This is a genomic window from Leeuwenhoekiella sp. A2, assembly GCF_047946655.1.
Taxonomy (GTDB): domain Bacteria; phylum Bacteroidota; class Bacteroidia; order Flavobacteriales; family Flavobacteriaceae; genus Leeuwenhoekiella.
In genome coordinates this window covers 931,941-951,101 of the sequence record NZ_CP172311.1, presented here as the reverse complement: position 1 = coordinate 951,101, position 19,161 = coordinate 931,941, and the positions used below count along the sequence as shown (strand labels likewise).

The window sequence follows — 19,161 nt, the reverse complement described above, 5'->3', positions numbered from 1 at the left end:
ATTCATAATCTTCGGTTACAGTTTAAGAAATGTTAGCCTGATCGAATCTTCATTCAATTGTTTTGATAAATTGTAAACTTTGAAGATGGCAGAACATCTTTTAAAAATTCTTTAGTTAAATTCGAGATAAAAAATATCAGCAATTATTTACAGGGTTTGTAAATAATAATTATCTCAACTAGTTTGAAGAGTTTGGAGGGTATTGATAAAATGATAATCAAGTTTATTCATTCAATCCTTAGTAAGTTAAAAGAAATTATCGTTTTAATCTCATAAGAAAATCATAATGTCTTGTTGAACCCAATCCTAAAAGGGATTACGTCCGCTTAATCCTGCTTGCTTCAACTTTTGAATTCAAATTGAAGATTTTCAAAACTTCAGCTTTCCTTAAACTACTTATCCAGAGCAGCCGTTTCCTTTTCTTTAAAGAACTAAAATTTAGTTTGGGAGCTTTGCATAATCAGGCTCCCTTCGTCGCACTTTTTATAAAAGCTCTTTCCAAACTTAAATTTTAAATCACGGTCTGCCGAAAAGGAAACGCGATGGCGCTATGGGAAGTAAAGGGATAGTGAACCGGAAAATTTATTCGTTTATAGCCTAAAAATCCTATCTGAAAGATACTGAATTTCTTTAAACAAAAAAAAGGAATACGCTCCAGATATAAAAAGTAAATGGATTTTTTTGAGGGTGCTTTTCGGTACTGTTCTGCCGTGATTTTAACTTGCATAGGATTAAATTTTCTGTAGATTTCACCCTCATTTTTTAAGAATACTTTTAGCGCGTAATCTTTAATTTCTTAAAATTTATAAGTCGATTTGGTGTTGATATAGGAACCCGTACTTTTTACGTAGGGGTTCGATTTTATGTCTGCTTTTGGCGGACAGAAGGCGAAGCAAGAGGATAACACGCGCTGCGATGTTATAATTTATAAGCGCCTTATTTTCAGGTAGTTGATTTTTGAAAAGATTATACGTTATCTGGAATTTGCGACAAATGCTCTGAAAACCCCAGTAAACAGGCAATTATTTGCGACAAATCACTAAAAAACAGGACTATTATGGAACCCTTTATCAGCATCCGGATCAAGAGAAAAACAGCTCAAAAATTTCAGGAATTTTCTAAGAAAAACTTTAAGACCCATTCGGAAACGATGGAAGCCATGCTGAATTTTTTTGAGCATAACGGAGTCTCCCCGAAAGAAGAATTAGGAGATATGGGCAGAACCCTCAAAGCCTATATCAAAAAACGAAATGATGCCATCATTGCCATCATCAAGAACATTGAAAAAAACCAAACCAAGCCTACCACGGCTATGTTAGAATCTTTATTTGTGCAGGCAGAAACCGAGGAAGAACCTTTGATTGTAGTCAATGAAAACTATAAGGAAAGTACCCTAAGATTTGAAGACTGGGATGGAAAGGACTTTTAAGGCATTGATTTTTTTAGCTAAAAGCTTTGACCCAAAATTTAGGTATTCAAATAAGTAAGCTCACGCGTTGTATATGCTCTTCACATTTAGTGAGTGCCAAAGACCTCACCTTACGGGTGTACAAACACCCTCAACCCGATAAGGGGTTAATCTATAATAACTTCAATACCTGCTTTCTGGGCCTTGTATTTTATTTTGGTCATCAATTCATAATAGCTCCAGTTTCGTAAGACAAAGGGCTCTTCTTTGGCTATTTCAATTTTGTCTTCCTGATTGACTAGCAGGAGTGTGCCGGCCTGCTGCTTTATGCAAAAGTCAATAAGCCTTTTGCTGTAGAGGTGAATGCGGTGGTGTACATAATTCCCTTCCGCTTTTCGGAGCTTGTCCACTGCTTTTACTTTTCGTTGGGTTCCTTTGCCAGATTTGGAATAGGTGGCCCCAATCTGTGCCCGTTTCTGGGCTGCCTGTATGGCTAATCTTCGGTAGAGAAACTCTTCTTTGGTGCCAATGGTAAGCCTGGACTTTCCTGTCTTTACCACAATGGGATATTCCAGAGAAAGGGAGGCCTCGGCGATGACCTCTGGTTTTAACGGGTGCTCTTCTTTTTCCATTTCAAACACGGCCAGCCAGAAGATCTTTCCGCCCTTTAGTTTAATGTGGGAGGTGCACAATTTTCGCTCTTTTCTGGAGAGCTCCTCCAGAAGCCTGCGTTTGTCACTAAAGTCTTTTCCGAGATAGGTTTTAAAAGGAACCTGAACAGGTTAAAACAAAAGGCCTTTTTCTTCGGGTCATGGTAGATCTTATAGATACACTCCCCGCCAAAGGGAATGGCCATATCGCGTTTAAAATTCTTTAGGGAGCGCTCCCCGCTCCAGTACTCCGTCCTGTTCTTATTAAAGGAAGATATCAGGGTACGGTTTAAGCTGGAGAGGATATCCAGTGGAATTTCCCCCCGAAAACGGTCACAGACCACCCGATAGGTGGTATTGATGCGCGAGCGATTTAAGATACCGAGGTCGTCTTTCTTTTCATCGGTGAGTTTATACCTGACCCCATCAGAGAGGTAAAAGAACTCTTTGATCATCTCCTGCACATATTGATGGGAAACGATCATATTGGCAGCCCTAAAGCAGCGATTCTGCCACTGATAGAGTTTACCCAAGGCTTCATTGCGTTCTTCCCGGGTGGGCAGGTCAATCAGCAGCTGGATCTTTCGGGTCAGGGTTATGGTATTCTTTTTCATACTAGGCGGATTGGGGTTGCTGTTGCCGGTGTTTATCCTGTAAAAACTTATAGGCCGTGGTAAAGGCACGGTGCACTTCTTTTTGGGAAAGATTAAGCTCGCTGGCAATGGCTGCAAAGGAATACTGCTTTTCACAACGTAGGGACAAAACCCTAGCTTGTTCACGGGTCAGCTCAGCCGGAACGTGTTGATTAGAAGTGCTTTTTTCTTTAGTTTTTAAAACAGCCTCCTGATTGAGGATGGTTTTAAGATCCCGAATGGCCAATTTTACCTCGTTACTGGTTTTGGTGATGCTAATACCCATAACATCAGCAATGGCTTTATACCGAAAGTCATATTTAAGACACAACTCAATCAGGTGTTTTCGATCCGCGTTAAGTACGGGAAGTATTTTGTTAACCTGATCAAAGTCCAGTTGTGCCGATTCCTGATCCTGCAGGCTTTTTTCATCAACGAGGGGATCATAACCAGCCCTGTAATCCTGATAGTTTTCATCATCATCAAGGGCATATATATTTCTTAGGAACTTATTTTTAGGTCTGCTGTAAAAGGTGTTGCATTCCCGGGTCATTACAAAGCGCAAGAAATTAACCATATGCTGCGCAGACTCAATACTCTCCCGGTTGACCCATAATTTTAAAAAGGTGTCCTGGACTAAGGTTTCTACTACAAAACTATCTTTCATTAAACCCCTGCCAATCCAGTAGATACGCCTGTGATATTTAGCATAGATAGCAGCGAAGGCTGATGGACAGCCCTGCTTTAAAAGATTAAAATGTTTAATGTCATTGGAGTTCTTCATAAAATGACTTTAAGTGATTAGCATAGATTCATTAACAGGAGTGGTATCTTTGACCGGTTCTTGAGCAGGGCTCATAAGTATTAGCTTTAAGGTGAATAGCCTTAGAGATTTTTTCAGGCAAAAATTTTACGTTAAATTAGTAGCATCAGTAAAAGGTAAACAACCAGAATCCTTTGTAAAATACCAGGACGGACTTGTATTTTACCAAGAGATTAAACCACAGAGAAAGAATCTATATCTTTAAGTTATGACAACAGAAACCAAACCCAATCATATAGGCCGAAAGATTGCCCGAATACGCGAGCTACGCGGCATGAAGCAGGAAACCCTTGCCGAAGAACTGGGCATTAGCCAGCAAAGTGTTTCTAACCTGGAACAAAGTGAAACAGTAGAGGGTAAAAAACTGGAAGAAGTGGCTAAGGTTTTGGGAGTCACGAAAGAAGCGATTGAGAATTTTAATGAAGAGAAGGTTATCAACTTCTTCAATAATTTTAATGACAATAGTTTTAGTAATAGTCAAGGAACTTTTAATGCAAATTATTGCACATTCAATCCTTTAGATAAATTGATAGAAGTGGTAGATGAGAATAGAAAACTTTATGAACGATTGGTTCAAGCCGAAAAAGATAAAGTGACGTATTTAGAAGAAATGCTAAAGAAAAAATAAAGACTTAACCAAGCAGCTTATTAAACCTCATTCTTAAAAAGTTTGAGGTTTTTTTATGCTTTTATGGAAAACCGTAATAAAGTCAATGTGAAAGATAGTAACTTGTGGAATAGATAGAATATACTGTAATTCCGATACTTATCGCTTTAATCTGTATATTTCATTTTAATATAACCAGTTGTAGGTAATTATCAAAAACGTTAAATTATGGAAGAACAAATGAACCTCGAACACGTTCCAAATATAGATTCGATAAAAAAATCTATCCAAAAATTTAAAGATTGTAACCTAAGCAAAATCGGATATGGAAAACTTTGGCAAGCTTTAGAAAATGAATTTGGAATCATACCCTTTCTAAATAGAGAGATAGAAAAAGGAGAAATTGATAGAGCACGAATAAACAGTAAAATCGGAGAAGTATTTAACTCTGAAAACGAAATATCTTACCGGGAGGACATTAGTAATATTAATAAATATGGTAGAACAAATGCACCATTTCAATCCATGTTTTATGGAGCTATACCGACCAGTAAAATTGGATATCCACGAATTACTAGTCTTATTGAAACAAGTGAAATCTTCAGAGACATACCACAAAATAAATTTATTGATGCACATTTCATGATGACCCTAGGGAAATGGGAGATAAAAAAACCACTAAAAGTCGTTGACCTTGTTTTCAATAAGAACAATATTGAAAACATCGAGGACATACAGTTTTCTCATGAAGATGCAAGAAAAACAATCGCTGAAAATTTCCCCGATAATACAGTACAAATCGAACTGATTTTGGAGTTTTTCTCAGATGAATTCGCAAAAATTGACATTAAAAACAACAATGATTATAAAATTTCATGTATTTATTCTCAAATGGCACTAAACCAAGGTGTAGATGGAATAGCTTATCCAAGTGTAAGGACAAAAGCTATGGGTTACAATATCGCCTTAACGCCGTTAAGCGTAGATTCATCATTACAGATGACCAAAGCTTCTATGCACAAAATTGAGAAAGAGAATGACGATACATACATTGGAAATTATAAGATAGCCTTGGACTTGGGAGACTTTAATTCCAATTTTAAATGGGAACGTGCAGAGAAATAACTGGCTACAACAATTCATAACAGAAGTGATGGTTAAGAGACAATTTCAAAATCGCTGTTTATTAACAAAAATCGGGTAAAAACTTGAAAAAATTGATAATTTAACTCCACCACTTCGGTTATGCGAGACCGTTAGCTATAATTGCTTCATAAAATTTCTCTTAAAAATTTAAAATATTCTTTTTAAAAAAAGAAGAGTAATAATTTTTGAAATATACAGATTTCGTTTTTGGTATATTTAAAAGTATTAGTTTAAAATTAATAGTAGGATAATTAAGAAATATTGCAATAATTAAGATAATGAAAAAAGAGTCGTTTAAGGAACAAGTTCAAAATTTAGAATATGATAAACTTTTTGAATTACTATCGAATATAATAATTAGAGAAGAATACGAGGTAATCGAAAAAGGAAACTTCTACTTAATTACTTTAATTAAACAAGGAATTCAACCAACAAGAAGCGCTTTTTTACTTTATGACAAATCGTTATCAGGATCAGATGTAGATCTTAATTCTATTCAAAGTAAAATATCCGAACTTGAAACGAAAGAAATTGAATTTATTACAATCGTTAGTATCAATACTGTTTCACAATCGGTTGGTTCCAAATTAAAAAATTCTGCGAATGTTGCTCTTAAATTTATTGAAAGAGACGAATTTGAAAAACTCGTAGAGAAACATTATCCAAATTATCTTTTTTATGAAAGCTTTAATTTAATTGAATACGAAAGATATTTTCTAGAGGAAATGACTGAAAAGTCTCCCTTACTTAATATAAATGGTTTACAAGACAGAGTGAAAAGGTTGATGGAAATTTATGTAAACCCACAACTTTATGAACTAAAAAAAGATATTGAAAGTGATTTTATTAAACTTGTAAGAGTTAGTGCCGATATCTTAGTAAAAAGAAAAACCTCTGCCATTGTAGAAGGAGATACTGGTTCCGGAAAAAGTACTCTTTTAAAAGAAATTGGAAGACAAATCATCAAGCTTCAAGATTCTAAAAAAACACTTCCTATTTATTTATCTCCAACGGTAATTAGAAAATATTCCTTTGATATCATGTCCGCTTGTGAAAATCTTCTCAGTGACAGAGTACAAGGTAGTTGGGAAGAAATTCAACAAAATTATAATCTGACTTTACTCATAGATGGTATTGACGAATTCAACAATCTAAATCAAGATAGAATTATAAAGCAATTAAATACTTTAAGTACCTCTAAAGTTAGATATATATTGACTACAAGATCAATTGAGGCAAATAATTTAGGTTTTATAAGTAGTAAAGCTGATTTATTCAAAATTAGAAAATTCAATAATAGGCAAATTAAAGAGTTTGCGAATCGGTTTTTCAACAGTCAAAACCTTTCAAACAATCTTATAGAAGCATTAACAGATAATAGAATTTTAGAAAGAATTCCTATAACTCCACTTTCGATGTCATTAATCTCATTAGTTTATGAGAAAGAAAATTTTGAGATCCCGGCAACTATATCAGACATCTATGATAATTTTAATCAATTAATTTTAGGAAAAGCTACTGCAAATAAACAATTTGAACTTATTAAATTCAATTTTAGAGAAAGAATATTATCTATTTATGCTCTGAAGTTGTTACAATCTGAGGATCACGAACCGCTGTCGAAAGATGAATTTATCAGATATTTCGTAGAGTATTTTAAATCAAAATCTAGTAATGTTGATAGTGAAGTTTTAGAGGAATTTTTAAACTATTTTATCAAGAACTCGGGAATATTAATAATTGAAAAAGATCATTATGTTAAATTTTCCCATAAATCTTTTCTTCAATATTATGCTAGTTTAGAAATTTTCAAACACAGGAGATCATTAGAAGATGACTTAGTAAAAAACTTCTTAGATCTTGATTGGCAGAATGTATCAATTTTTTATGGTGGTCAGTCTAAAGATATGCCAGATTTTTTAGAAAAAATCATTGTCCGAATTGATAAATCTAATACGATTGACCAGTTTAGCAACTCGATTATGGGTATTGGTTATTTGTTACAGGCACTATACCAGACGGATAATGCAATTAGGGAAAAAGCTATTCATACTGTACTAGAACAGCATTTAATATTACATGATTGGTATAAAAAAATAAGTTCCGACAATGTTATTCCATTTTTTAAAAAAATGAGGTTACCGACAATATCGATTTTTAACATGTATTTTTTCTATTTAAATTTTTTATCCACAACGTTAGTTAATCCCCTAGGAATGGCTTTTGAAAGCCTAATAGAAAAATATAAAAAAACCAATGACTCAACTATAGGTTATAAATTATTGACGCTGGCGGCGATTTTACATTCAAATAGGATCAATGATTCTTCATATTTAAATAGACTTTTAGATGATACAAAACTTCTTAGTGATGTTTATCTAACAACCATCGCAGAATTTGCGCTGTATTTTGATAATTCAAAATATCACCAAGATTTGAAGAAGAAAATTGATAAATCTTTTTCAAAAACCATTAATGTATCGGAAATTCTAAGAACTCATCCAATTTCTAAATTAAGGTTTTCGGATTTTGACGTTATTCAGTCACATAAAAAAGTGATAGTTATTACTGAAGGAGAAACAGATGTTGATATTCTTGAGCATGCATATACTGTTTTAACCGATAATAAAATTCCATATTGGAAAGCTAAGCCTGTTGGAACTGATTCAGGAGGAGCAAATGAATTAAGGTTAAGTTTGGACAAAGCATTACCTACAGTAATCGACGGTGAAATTATCATTGGGATTTTTGACTCAGATGCCTCAGGTATAAATAATTTTAAAGGTTTAAAAAAAGTTTTTGAAAATTGGGGAAATTATAAAAGGATAAAAAAACATAGAGGTTCAAATATTTATGGAATGAAATTACCCATTCCTCATTTCCGTGAAAATTATGTAAAACCAGAAATAGATATGAATTTTATTGCGATTGAACACTACTTTAATGACGAACTTTTATCTGATTTAAACATGACGAAAGAAACTTCAATACCAGGAGTATTTAAAATAAAGGATGGTTCAGGAGCGAAACGAAAATTTGTAAAACATCTGAAAACAATTAAAGATCCGAACATTTTTAAAGAATTTATACCTCTATTTGAAACAATAGATGATATATGCTCTGTGGACATGGATTATTATAAATTACTTGATTAATATATTAACAATTTTAATATACTTATAAATTATCTATGATTAAATTTAATAGTAGTGTATAATTGTCGCAACAATAGCTAACATCGGTTCGTCGCAAATAACGGGTATTCTGGAAAAAGTTATTTTAGAACCTAGTTAAAACCTACTAAGCCGACAAGGATGTGTCCCTACTTCACACCACTTGCCGTAACTCAGACCAACTCAGACCATAGAGTAACGATGGGCTGAAAGAAGTCGTTACCCACAGACTATAAGATATTGGAAACTACCCACCATTCTTTCCCCACAGGAGCATTTAACCATTGTAAGGGGCTTTGTGAACAGCCAATTATTTAAACGGCTGGAAACTGCCTCAGGTTTAACAGCTTGGTATTTAATAATTTAATATCGACGAACCCCTTTCACATTCATATCCAGTGTATAAACACCCTGCTGGGCAGTGATAAAAAGGGTTTGCCTTTTTTTACCTCCAAAGGTTACATTGCCTGTCCAGTCTTTGTCGATGTTAATATGCTCGATCTTTTTACCAGTTTTATCATAAACGGTCACGCCTTTTCCGGTGAGGTACACATTGCCATGACTATCCAGCGTCATCCCGTCTGAGCCTTGTTCCGTAAAAAGCTGTTTGTTTGTAAGATTTCCTTCGGAATCAAGCGTGTAGCGGTAGGTTTTACCGGCTCCTATATCGGCTACATACAGTGTTTTGCCATCAGGCGTGCCAATGATTCCGTTAGGTTGCACCAGATCGCCGGCAACGATACGCACATTCCCATCCCTAGTCAAGGCATACACACGTTCTGCTTCGATGTCTTTTTGAGTACGCTCCCAGTAGTCACGCTGGTAATAGGGATCGGTAAAATAGATGGTGCCATTAGGGGCGATCCAGAGATCATTGGGACCGTTAAGGCGCTTTCCTTCAAAGTTGGTCAGCAGAACCTGTACGCTTCTATCGGGAGCGATTTTCCAGAGTTCCGACTTGTTATCGGCTGCCGCCAGAAGATTTCCGTCATTATCAAAATAGAGTCCGTTAGCACGCCCGGCATCTTCCATAAACACCGAAATACTGCCGTCCGTGGCATTCCATTTATGAATACGGTTATTGGGCTGGTCTGTAAAATATACATTGCCCGCTGCATCTGCAGCCGGACCTTCCGTAAAGCTGAAATTATCTGCCAAAAGTTGCGGAGTACTACCAGCTTTAATGAGTTGCTTTTGGGAACTGCAGCCCAAAACAATTCCTAAAATTCCAACTAGAATAACCTGTTTAAACATACCTGAATAACTTTTTTTAAAGATAGGGCAAACGATTTATTTTAAAGCAAACCGCTAAAAACCGGACTCGTTATAAAATACTTTTAACTGCTCCCAAGTTGAAGTTGTGAATTTATAGGGAGCGTCTGATAAACAATTCAATATCGAATTGTGATAAAAACAAAAATGGTCAACCTATTTCAATAGTACATTACGGGCTTTCATAATAAGTTCAGTAGTATATTAATACTTGCTCATTTTAATATGTTAAAAATGTTAAATTTTCTTGGTAGGGAGTAACTCGGGAGTCCTTAAAATTTGAGCGTGCCGTAGGCCTTTTAAACACTGAAAACTTCAATTTTTGGTTGTTCCCTCATTGCCCACAGAAATTAAATCCGCACCATGTGCGGATTTTTTTGTTTCAGCCAATTATTACTTCCTGCTGAAACTTCAGTCTTTATTACTTATTATCGGTAATAAATCTTCAAAAATCAACCAAAAAGGGGGCAAAATCCTCATTGACCTAGGGGGTATTTCCTAATAATTTTCATCAATTCAATATTAACTTTAAAGAGAATTTATAAGTTGGGTATCTTAACCCTACATGTTGCCTATATCTAATGAAAAAAATAAGCATACTTTCTCTTGATGGTGGTGGAATACGGGATATAATACCAGGTGTTGTACTTAGCTATCTGGAGAAGAGACTTCAGAGCTTAGATAATAGTGAATTGAAAATTGGTGATTACTTCGATTTTATTGCAGGAACGAGTACAGGCGGTATTCTGGCTTGCACGTATCTTGTAAAGGGAGAAGACGGAAAGGCCAAATATTCCGCAGAAGAAGCGCTCAATCTTTATTTACAGGAGGGAAATAAGATCTTTCATAAAGATATCCGCACTAAAGTGAAGAGTGGTTTTGGTCTTCTGGATGAAAAATATGGTGATGATGCCCTTCAGGAAAATTTAAAAAGAATTTTTGAAGACTTACTCTTGAGTAGTTTTATAAAGCCATGTCTTATTACGGCATATGAAATAACTTCTCGCAGCGCTTACTTTTTTAATAGCGCAGATTCTTTAATACATAGCATGTATGACTTTAAAATACGTGACGTGGCAAGATCAACTTCTGCTGCACCTACTTATTTTGAGCCTGCCAAAGTTCAATCTCAGTCTGGGCAAACCTTCTATTTTATAGATGGGGGTATGTTTGCAAATAACCCTGCTTTATGCGCTTATGCGGAAGCACGTAAACTCAAATTCTCAGAAATTTTAAAGAGAGAAGATAAACCAGATTTGCCTTCGGCGAAAGATATGATTACTGTATCAGTTGGCACAGGTACGGTTAAAAAACCCTACTATTTTTCCGATTTAAAGAACGCAGGGGAACTAGGGTGGATTCAACCTGTTATCGATATTCTAATGTCTGGGAATACTGAAACTGTAGATTATCAATTAGCACAGATGTATGAAACGCTTTCTGGCAAGAATAAAAATAATTATTATAGGCTTGAACCGTCATTAAGGGAAGCTTTATCTGAAATGGACCTCGCAACATCTGCTAACCTCGAAAATCTGAAACAGGCCGGTTTGTGGTTTGTCAATAAGAATAAAGAAACACTAGACGAGATAGCAGGAAAAATATATGATAATTATGTTACGACTTAATACTAATTAGGTGGTACATAATTAATAAATCATACTGAAATGGCCCTTTTTGTTAGTTTGATTACCTTCAAGGTCAATTAGATTAGTGCTGTACCAAAATTCCGTTGAGTATAGTTTTGCCCCATTATAGGTGCCATCCCAGCCCTCCGTATTGCTTGTTAGGTCCATATTAAAAAGGTTTTTTCCAAACCTGTCAAAAATAGATATGCTGGCGTACGAATAAAAATCTTTAGTAACTCCATAAATCTTCCATACATCATTGTAACCATCACCATTAGGAGTGAAAAATTTTGGAAATCCAATTAATGAAACTTCTTTTTCAATTGAGCCTTCACATCTATTTAGATCTCTAACATACACCGTATAAATCCCAGGACTTATATTATAAAACGATTGTGTTTTGCCATTCCCAGTAAAAATAGAATTGTCAAGAGAGAATTCATAAGTACTTTCACCTTCTACTGAAATAAAAATTTCCCCATTTTGGGCTTCAATTTCTTTAAAAATCGGAGTGCCGGAGTCACTGACTGTAAATTGTTTTGTTTCAGAACATTCAAGACCATTTTCTGTTTTATAAACTGTGAGTGAATATGAACCGGCGTCGTTTATGCTAAATTCAGAATCTATTGAAATAATATCGCCAACCTCATTTTTCCATTCCCATTTATCATTTGATGAACCTCCATCTAATAGTAAATTTTGAGGGTTGTTTTTACAAATCGTATAACTTTCTTCTATATTAAGTTCTGGTGCAGAATTAACAATTAAATCAAAAGGTTCAATACCATAACATGTAAAATCATTATTTTCTATTCTTATCCAGATTGTAGAAGAGATCGTGTTATAATAAAGAGGCAAAGGATCAAGTTTTGTTTGAGCATCTTCAAATGTTTTGTAGAAAAACAAGGTTGATGTTCTGGGAATATTATACAGGTTCCTTATCTCATTTTCTTTACTACGTAAATTAAAACGGCCTTCATTATTATTTAGAATATCATCAGAGTTCTCACATGTGACAATAGCTGTTATGTCCTCAAGTTCCGTATACGTTGTTTCAAGAAAAAAGTTACTTATCGCAGAACATCCTTTAGCACTTGTTATTTTAACGAAAATTTCTTCTGGATTGTTTTGGTTTACATAAGTAGAAGCATTTATTAATGAGTCGTTTTCTATAATGGCATCATTGTAATTGTGGTAAAACTGAAAATCAAAATCCTCATCATTAGGATTAGACATTTTCTCTTTAATATTATATAAATTGAAAACGGAATAACCATTATTATCTGGATCACACTGATACAACGTTTGACTTGGTTCTAATTGTGGTAAGGGATACGCTTCTATATCTTTATAGAGGGTTACGGGATAATCATTAATAACGATGGTTGCTTTGACCTTATATTCACCTGCGTCAAGATATTGATGCGTAGGGGAAATTGAAGTTGAGGTTGAACCATCGCCAAATTCCCATAATACAGATTGAATATTGGTATATGCATCTAGTGAAAAATTAAATATTTCATTTACGCACATATCTTCCGTAATTATTCTGTTTCTAAGAAAAGAGGATATAAAAATGGGTAAGCCTTTAAATGATTCTCCCGGTCTTAGGTTTAAAGCCAAGGATTGATAATCATTATCCTCGAGGCTTTCTGGGTCATTTATTACGCTTAAAGCAGTCTGAGTTTTTAAGGGATCATCCTGCTTAAAGTTTGCCACATATATTTTACCGTTACGAGCTAGCTGTAATGAACCAAAACCATATTCTGCAGAACTAGCCAACAGAATTTTTTCACTTATAGATTGTTGAGGTTTAAGTATAAAGTTGAATAAAAAGCTCGACGATCCTGTTTTTCCCGTAAAATATATTAGATTTGAATCTTGAGAAAATTCGACTCCATAGGGAAAGATGGGTATCATAAACAAATCAGTATTAAGATATTTATAATATGAAATGGTTGAATTTTGCGCATCAAAATTATAAATATATATACGTCTCCCATCTTCATCGGCAATAGCTAAAAACTTACCGTCAGGAGATATTTTCATTGCTCCAACTTTTGAAACTGCTTCCGTTTGTGTAGACAGTATTGGGGGGCGTGATATACCTTCTTCAGTTACATTAAATACAAAGAATGTATCTTTTGGTGAATCTTCTAAAGTATTTAAACTCCCAAAAGCAATTACTTTGATGCTATTATTTTGCGCATCATGAATAGCTGTGAGGCGCTCAGTAGTATTTTCAGTTAGCCGGAGGCCGGGTAAAGTTACTTTACCAAGAGGATGTTCATCATTAATTTCAACTTTAGAATAATAAAGGCCGGGGGTTAAAAGTGGAGGAGAGCTTGATCTTTTGGTTCTTGTGCTAAATATATAATAAACAGTAGCATCACCGGGTTGAGGAATAATAATAGAAGTTTGAGTATTTTCAACTTCACCTGGTAAATTATCCCCATCTTCCATAATAACATGGTTTTTATTCCACACCTTTTTACCATTAGTATAGAAGAGTAGATTGCCATCTCTGTCAGAAATGCTAGAGCAACCAGCAATAGTGCTCATTTTTCCATTAGCATGTACAGCAACCTCACCTTTACTAAAATCAAGACCTGCATTATTACCAAAGTACCAATTGTTGGTTTCATTTTGTGCTATAGTTATTCCGGAAATAAAAATTAAAAGGATATATAATTTTCCTTTTAGAATAGAGGGAATAAAATCACGTATAGTCATTAATCAAAAAATGCTGAGAAAAATATATTACTAAAATAACGTTTAAAAGTTAAAGACAAGTAAGATATGATTTACGCAGCTTAATTAGACATTTTAATGAAGTAAAACAATGAGGAATGAAATAATTAGTTTTAACCCTTAACAGGTAAAGTTATCACGCCGGTAGACCATCCGGACAAAAGATCACCATCGTAGGCTCCCATATAATAGTGAATATGCCATTCTTTCTCCACATCAATTTTATGATCGTTAAAAAACGATTGATCTAAATAAGGTTTGGGCTCAGTCTTAGAATTACCTCGTATGCTGTGATCATATAGCTGGCGTAATGGAATTCTGCTCAGCAATCGATTCTCAAGAACTGTGGGTCCAGTTGACTGGGTGAAGAAGTCTACGGCAAAATATCTTGATTTAAATGCTTCAGCAAGGCTTGTCTTACCCGCAGCTTCAGATTCTGCTATTTTAGATTTTAGCCAATTTTTTCTGTTTATAAAATAATTTGGTAAGTCGGTTGGGTTAACGCCAATCTGATCGAGGAGTTCATTAGAAAGAGCAAATCTTTGTTTAGGCAGACGCCTTTCTAAAATTTCATCAAAATTTGCCAACTTAGGATTTATTAGCCACATCTGTTTGTCAGGATCTTTTTCATCAAGTGGATCAAATCTCCTTAAAATAATTTCTTCATTTTCAGAATCAGTACTTAAACTTAAAACAAAGGGATTGAGTGTAAAACGATCTGGATCACCGTCTGATACTATTTGATTGCGACCTTCAAAAATAGGGCCTTTCCACGGGCCATTCGATTCATGACGGTTTTCAAAAAGTACTAGTGCCCCTGCTAAATTTTCTGTTAGCTTTTTATCTTGATTACCGTTCACCGAAACCGTGGTTACCTTAAGACCAATGCCCATTTTATTATATTTATTATAATCTGAAGAAGCTTCTCTTATGTTTTTTATTGCGCTTCCTTTATTGCTTGCTGTAGTATCTATAAATTCTTCGGTCTTCTTGCCGTATTCCTTTTCTATATCCTTCTGTTGTGACCAGAAAGAAGGCTCTAGTAACGACTCTCCTGCAACAGAATATGTAAAACCACTAACGCCGCGCTGTTCATCAGAAGGATCAGGATCAGTCGCTAACCTGCATTGCCAGTATCCTTCAAATGATATTTCTATATGTGACATAGTAGCTAATTATAAGGATTAGAAAAATTTTGAAAATTCTTTGAGGGGATGGGAGCTTCTATCTTACCATCCCAATAGGCATCAAAATTGATCGCAATACGCTCGAGATTTTCTTTTAAATATTGTAATCGCACATCAAAATCGCGCGCATCAGTTTCTGAAGCATTTGAGATGTGGTAATCGTTTTGTTCTACAAGCTTTTTAAGTTTTTCGGTTTTTTTTGCTAAGCGCTTAAAAGCAGACAAGAATTTATTTTTAGCCTTTTTACCAGAGCTTTCACTGTGATGTAGTTTTTCATAAAATTTAGACATTCCCTCATTATTAAAATAGAAATTAGGTCCGGCCGTTTTATTTGGTATCTTCCCATTAATGGGTATGTAATTCTTATCTGCGGGAAGTCTGCATACCATTTCGCCTAAAGGCCTAATGACCATCGTCATAAATGGGTAAAAAGATGTTCTGAAAAATGAATTTGGGATAGGCGGGCGTACTCCTGTGGTGTAGTCTACATTATATTGTAAAAAGAAACCATACAGCATCAAATCCAACACTTCATAGCAATCATTAAAAAGCTGCATCGCATATTTTGAAACTTTATTGGTGATTTTGTGCTTCCCTGAACTGCCCTCTAAGGTAGGATTTATAAGGCATGGCAAACCAGGAGCAAAATCAGGGTCTTCACATAATTCATTTTCATATTCATTTAAAATCTCCTGATAAACAGTAAAGTGACTTTCTAGCGGTGGCGGGACTCCCCACACACCTTCACCTTCTTCAAGAATTCCTGTAATTACTTCATTTACATATTGATAGTATTTACCTTTTACAATAGGATCAAGCTTTAAGTTAAAACCGAAATGCTCAACTACAATCCTGTTTATATTAATAGTATCCAGATTTAAAAGTTTTTGCTTTATTAGATAATAGAAAAAGATATTGATCCTGTTGTATAGGCGTTCTATCGTGAGTCCGGTGCCATTTTCAGCTTTATGGATGTTGTGAGATTGTGAAATAATATTCTCAATAAGCGATTTTAGTGCTTCCCAGCTGGCAATAGTTTCATCATCTATATTAAATGCCCTGTCATCTGCCGCATCCGGCGGAATACCTTCAATATTAGGAATTATGACATCTGGCATTTCCGGGAATTGTAGTTCAAGCGTATCTGGTTTTTCCCAAAATCTAAACGTTTTAACTGCATGTAAAGAAAAAGGCATGAGGTGTATAGGATGCCCTAAAGGGTTTATATGTGAAGCTACGGGGAAATTAGGGCGCTTTAAATAAGGAGGTTTATTTAGAAGCACTAATAGATTTTGAACCAGATTAAGATGTTCCATTTCTTGTCGCGCAACATATAATATTCTGGCTTCCCACCGGCGTATCATTTCTATTTGGCGCAGTTTATGTTCCTCTTTGCCGTCAAGTTCGCTGTCATATTTTTTCATAGAAAAAGCAGCATAGAGGTATTGAAAGCATAGCAGACTCTCTATTTGCGATGCACTTTTTAAATATTCATGTAATTGCTTCTCTACTTCTTCCTGTATTTTTTTCTGAGTATCGCTATCCTGTGCATTAAACAGTTCAATTATAGCTTCATATATGATTTTAGGCGATTTATCTGCCGTATTATTTGAAGCATAAAGAGGGTCATATTTTTTAAACATGGCATTTGAGTGTCAATTAATTGAAAATGAGAAGTCTGCTTAGGGATAGGGAATAAGTAAATTTATATAAAATTTGTTTCGAAATGGGGAAACAACTAATTAAAATACTAGTATTTAGCGTTTTAGGTTGATTTTTAAGGTGTTTTGACCGATTTTTATTTAACTTCTGTTGGTTTTAATGAAGAAAAAAAGGTTTTAAATGCCAAATCATTACAAATACGCTGAAATATATAATTGTTTTTATTAGATAAAGGCAAGAATTATTTCATAACTTCCTGCTGTAAAGTGCTTAAGGAAATTTTGGTTGCTATTTTCTCTATTAGAGATATAAATCAGGTAATTTAAATTTCTGTGGTCTTTGCGATGTTTTCTGCCCAGAATCATTTTTAAATACTACCCCCTCACTAATTATTACAAATAATTTAAAATTTAAATCTGATGGCAACAATGAAAAATGGCGTAAACCTCGACAATATTGAAAATCTTGTAGGAGCAATTCATGAAAATCCTAAAGTAGCAAATGTGCAATTTAAGGCGAAATCAAAATGGCTTGGTAGCACGCAGTCTGAAGTTGAGATTCATGAATTACATTCAGACGGTAACAATATAAGAGAAGGTGGTAGTAAGTTTACACTACGAGTAGATGAACCCGGAGTATTAGGTGGTGCAGATGAATATCCCAACCCTGTAGAATATTTAGCAAGTGCCCTCTGTGGCTGTCTTACAGCAGGTATTGCCACAAACGCAGCTCTTTTTGATACAGAGCTTGAAAAAATTGAAGTTGAAGTAGATGTTAACTTTGATGTTCACGGCGTTTTAGGCCTGGATAGAGAAAAACCTAATGGACCATTAAATCTGCACTACAAGGTGAAATTAAAAGGTAAAAATGGGGTAGATGTTGCAAAATTGCAAAAGTCTAAAGAAACACTTGATAAAAAATCACCTATTAAAAACGCTATTGAGCTGCCGCTTCACATTACAACTGAGTTTGAAATTATAGAATAGGCTTAATAAATTAAGCATGACAAAATTTGGTGTAGGGTTTAGCGACTTGTCAAATTCATTTGAGGCAGGGAAGTCAGCTGCCTTGCAGGCCTTGCTTCATGTGGGCGTAGAGAGTTATGCTATAAATCTTTGCCTTTTATTTTGTACATCGCGGCATGAGGCAGAGGAGTTTTTTATGGGCGTAAAAAGCGAGTTGGGTAGTTGTAAGTATGTGGGTGGCTTTGCTAATGGTACTATAACAAATAATAGCTTTGGCTATGATGGCTACCAGTGCGCTGTGGCTATAATGACTTCCACGACAGTGAATACACATTATTTTGTGCAAGAAGATATTGCATTTAATGAGTATGAAACAGGCAAAAAGCTTTTTGAGCAATTTGCAGAAACTTCTTTTGAAACAGATCCTCAGGTGTTATTGTTTTTTGATGCGGTAAACCGCGAAAAAGGACGATTTCAAATGAACTACGGCACACCATTATTACAAGGGGCAAAAGAAGTGCTGGCAGGCTGGCCTACAATTGCAGGCGCACGCCTCATGGGAGATATGAAATTTAAACCCACACGGCAATGGTTTGAGGATGGGATGACTCAAAATGCAGCAATTTTGCTAGCCCTTACAGGAAATATTAAAATGGATGTTTTAAGGCTTGATGGCTGCACACCTGCCAGTGCTTATCATACAGTGACAAAATGCGAGGGAGCTACAATTACAGAAATAGACAATAAACCTGCTATTGATTTTGTAAGTGAAATGTTGGGAGCCGAAGTTCAGGGTGATTATGAAAGCATGAAATTTTTTGTCACGCTGGGTAGAAATTTAAGCGATAAATGGGACCGTAAAAATGCCGAGTATGTAAACAGAATGTGCGTAGGTGTTAATCCTAAAAATAACGGATTGATAATGGCAGAGATGGATCTGGTCGTAGGCTCAGAGTTTCAACTTATGCGTCGCGGTTATGTACTTGATATGATAGAAGAAAAAGTGGCTTTTTTTGTTCAAAATCGGCGAAAAGAAGGTAAAAATCCGCTTTTTGCACTTTATCTCAATTGCGCCGGGAGAGCGGCTGCTTATTCTCAAACTGAAGAAGAAGATGCAATGTATATTCAGAATGCGGTAAATGGAGAGTTTCCATTACTGGGAATTTATGAAGCCGGCGAGTTAGCAATGGTAAAAGATGACTTTCAGGTATTTGACTGGACAGGTGTTTTTTGCCTTTTCAGCGAAAAAATATAAAA

Annotated in this window: 12 protein-coding genes and 1 pseudogene; 7 read left to right on the top strand and 6 right to left on the bottom strand. The window is 35.1% G+C overall.

The window, feature by feature from the left end; genetic code table 11:
• Positions 1-1,057 precede the first annotated feature (1,057 nt).
• Positions 1,058-1,429 (top strand): BfmA/BtgA family mobilization protein, encoded by a 372-nt coding sequence (locus tag ACH3PA_RS04235; protein ID WP_416440032.1) that lies wholly within the window; start codon positions 1,058-1,060, stop codon positions 1,427-1,429.
• A gap of 146 nt (positions 1,430-1,575) precedes the next feature.
• On the opposite strand, the pseudogene ACH3PA_RS04230 reads toward ACH3PA_RS04235, so the two are convergent.
• Positions 1,576-2,672 (bottom strand): annotated as a pseudogene (locus ACH3PA_RS04230) (hypothetical protein).
• A gap of 1 nt (position 2,673) precedes the next feature.
• Positions 2,674-3,474 carry an RNA polymerase sigma factor gene (locus ACH3PA_RS04225; protein ID WP_416440034.1) on the bottom strand — a complete coding sequence of 267 codons (801 nt, stop codon included), beginning with the start codon at positions 3,472-3,474 and terminating at the stop codon, positions 2,674-2,676.
• A 247-nt stretch (positions 3,475-3,721) separates the two neighbouring features.
• Between ACH3PA_RS04225 and ACH3PA_RS04220 the strand changes: the two genes are divergently transcribed.
• From ACH3PA_RS04220 to ACH3PA_RS04210, 3 genes are all read left to right on the top strand, one after another.
• Complete coding sequence (locus tag ACH3PA_RS04220) at positions 3,722-4,141, top strand: helix-turn-helix domain-containing protein (protein ID WP_416440036.1); 420 nt, start codon at positions 3,722-3,724, stop codon at positions 4,139-4,141.
• A gap of 207 nt (positions 4,142-4,348) precedes the next feature.
• Positions 4,349-5,245 (top strand): hypothetical protein, encoded by an 897-nt coding sequence (locus tag ACH3PA_RS04215; RefSeq protein WP_416440038.1) that lies wholly within the window; start codon positions 4,349-4,351, stop codon positions 5,243-5,245.
• A gap of 299 nt (positions 5,246-5,544) precedes the next feature.
• On the top strand, positions 5,545-8,421 hold the full coding sequence (locus ACH3PA_RS04210; protein WP_416440040.1) for an NACHT domain-containing protein: 2,877 nt from the start codon (positions 5,545-5,547) through the stop codon (positions 8,419-8,421).
• Positions 8,422-8,802: 381 nt separating this feature from the next.
• Here ACH3PA_RS04210 and ACH3PA_RS04205 read toward each other — a convergent pair whose 3' ends face one another.
• Positions 8,803-9,651 (bottom strand): SMP-30/gluconolactonase/LRE family protein, encoded by an 849-nt coding sequence (locus ACH3PA_RS04205; RefSeq protein ID WP_416440042.1) that lies wholly within the window; start codon positions 9,649-9,651, stop codon positions 8,803-8,805.
• A gap of 641 nt (positions 9,652-10,292) precedes the next feature.
• On the opposite strand from ACH3PA_RS04205, the gene ACH3PA_RS04200 reads away from it, so the two are divergent.
• The gene (locus ACH3PA_RS04200; protein WP_416440044.1) at positions 10,293-11,339 is read left to right on the top strand and encodes a patatin-like phospholipase family protein; all 1,047 of its coding nucleotides are present in this window, start codon (positions 10,293-10,295) and stop codon (positions 11,337-11,339) included.
• Positions 11,340-11,360: 21 nt separating this feature from the next.
• Here ACH3PA_RS04200 and ACH3PA_RS04195 read toward each other — a convergent pair whose 3' ends face one another.
• The 3 genes from ACH3PA_RS04195 to ACH3PA_RS04185 form a co-directional block, all read right to left on the bottom strand.
• The gene (locus ACH3PA_RS04195; RefSeq protein ID WP_416440046.1) at positions 11,361-14,072 is read right to left on the bottom strand and encodes a T9SS type B sorting domain-containing protein; all 2,712 of its coding nucleotides are present in this window, start codon (positions 14,070-14,072) and stop codon (positions 11,361-11,363) included.
• A gap of 131 nt (positions 14,073-14,203) precedes the next feature.
• On the bottom strand, positions 14,204-15,256 hold the full coding sequence (locus tag ACH3PA_RS04190) for a hypothetical protein (RefSeq protein ID WP_416448434.1): 1,053 nt from the start codon (positions 15,254-15,256) through the stop codon (positions 14,204-14,206).
• A 5-nt stretch (positions 15,257-15,261) separates the two neighbouring features.
• Positions 15,262-16,920: a ferritin-like domain-containing protein gene (locus ACH3PA_RS04185; protein ID WP_416440050.1), complete on the bottom strand. Its 1,659-nt coding sequence runs from the start codon at positions 16,918-16,920 to the stop codon at positions 15,262-15,264.
• Between the two features lie 438 nt (positions 16,921-17,358).
• Here ACH3PA_RS04185 and ACH3PA_RS04180 point away from each other — a divergent pair, with 438 nt between their 5' ends.
• Together ACH3PA_RS04180 and ACH3PA_RS04175 are read left to right on the top strand one after the other, a co-directional pair.
• Complete coding sequence (locus ACH3PA_RS04180; RefSeq protein ID WP_416440052.1) at positions 17,359-17,925, top strand: OsmC family protein; 567 nt, start codon at positions 17,359-17,361, stop codon at positions 17,923-17,925.
• A 16-nt stretch (positions 17,926-17,941) separates the two neighbouring features.
• Positions 17,942-19,159, top strand: coding sequence for an FIST N-terminal domain-containing protein (locus tag ACH3PA_RS04175; RefSeq protein WP_416440054.1), 1,218 nt, complete (start codon positions 17,942-17,944; stop codon positions 19,157-19,159).
• Positions 19,160-19,161 lie beyond the last annotated feature (2 nt).

Coding starts and splice junctions, on each gene's coding strand:
- ACH3PA_RS04235 (WP_416440032.1), top strand. CDS start 1,058: ATGGAACCCTTTATCAGCATCCGGATCAAGAGAAAAACAGCTCAAAAA.
- ACH3PA_RS04225 (WP_416440034.1), bottom strand. CDS start 3,474: ATGAAGAACTCCAATGACATTAAACATTTTAATCTTTTAAAGCAGGGC.
- ACH3PA_RS04220 (WP_416440036.1), top strand. CDS start 3,722: ATGACAACAGAAACCAAACCCAATCATATAGGCCGAAAGATTGCCCGA.
- ACH3PA_RS04215 (WP_416440038.1), top strand. CDS start 4,349: ATGGAAGAACAAATGAACCTCGAACACGTTCCAAATATAGATTCGATA.
- ACH3PA_RS04210 (WP_416440040.1), top strand. CDS start 5,545: ATGAAAAAAGAGTCGTTTAAGGAACAAGTTCAAAATTTAGAATATGAT.
- ACH3PA_RS04200 (WP_416440044.1), top strand. CDS start 10,293: ATGAAAAAAATAAGCATACTTTCTCTTGATGGTGGTGGAATACGGGAT.
- ACH3PA_RS04195 (WP_416440046.1), bottom strand. CDS start 14,072: ATGACTATACGTGATTTTATTCCCTCTATTCTAAAAGGAAAATTATAT.
- ACH3PA_RS04190 (WP_416448434.1), bottom strand. CDS start 15,256: ATGTCACATATAGAAATATCATTTGAAGGATACTGGCAATGCAGGTTA.
- ACH3PA_RS04185 (WP_416440050.1), bottom strand. CDS start 16,920: ATGTTTAAAAAATATGACCCTCTTTATGCTTCAAATAATACGGCAGAT.
- ACH3PA_RS04180 (WP_416440052.1), top strand. CDS start 17,359: ATGGCAACAATGAAAAATGGCGTAAACCTCGACAATATTGAAAATCTT.
- ACH3PA_RS04175 (WP_416440054.1), top strand. CDS start 17,942: ATGACAAAATTTGGTGTAGGGTTTAGCGACTTGTCAAATTCATTTGAG.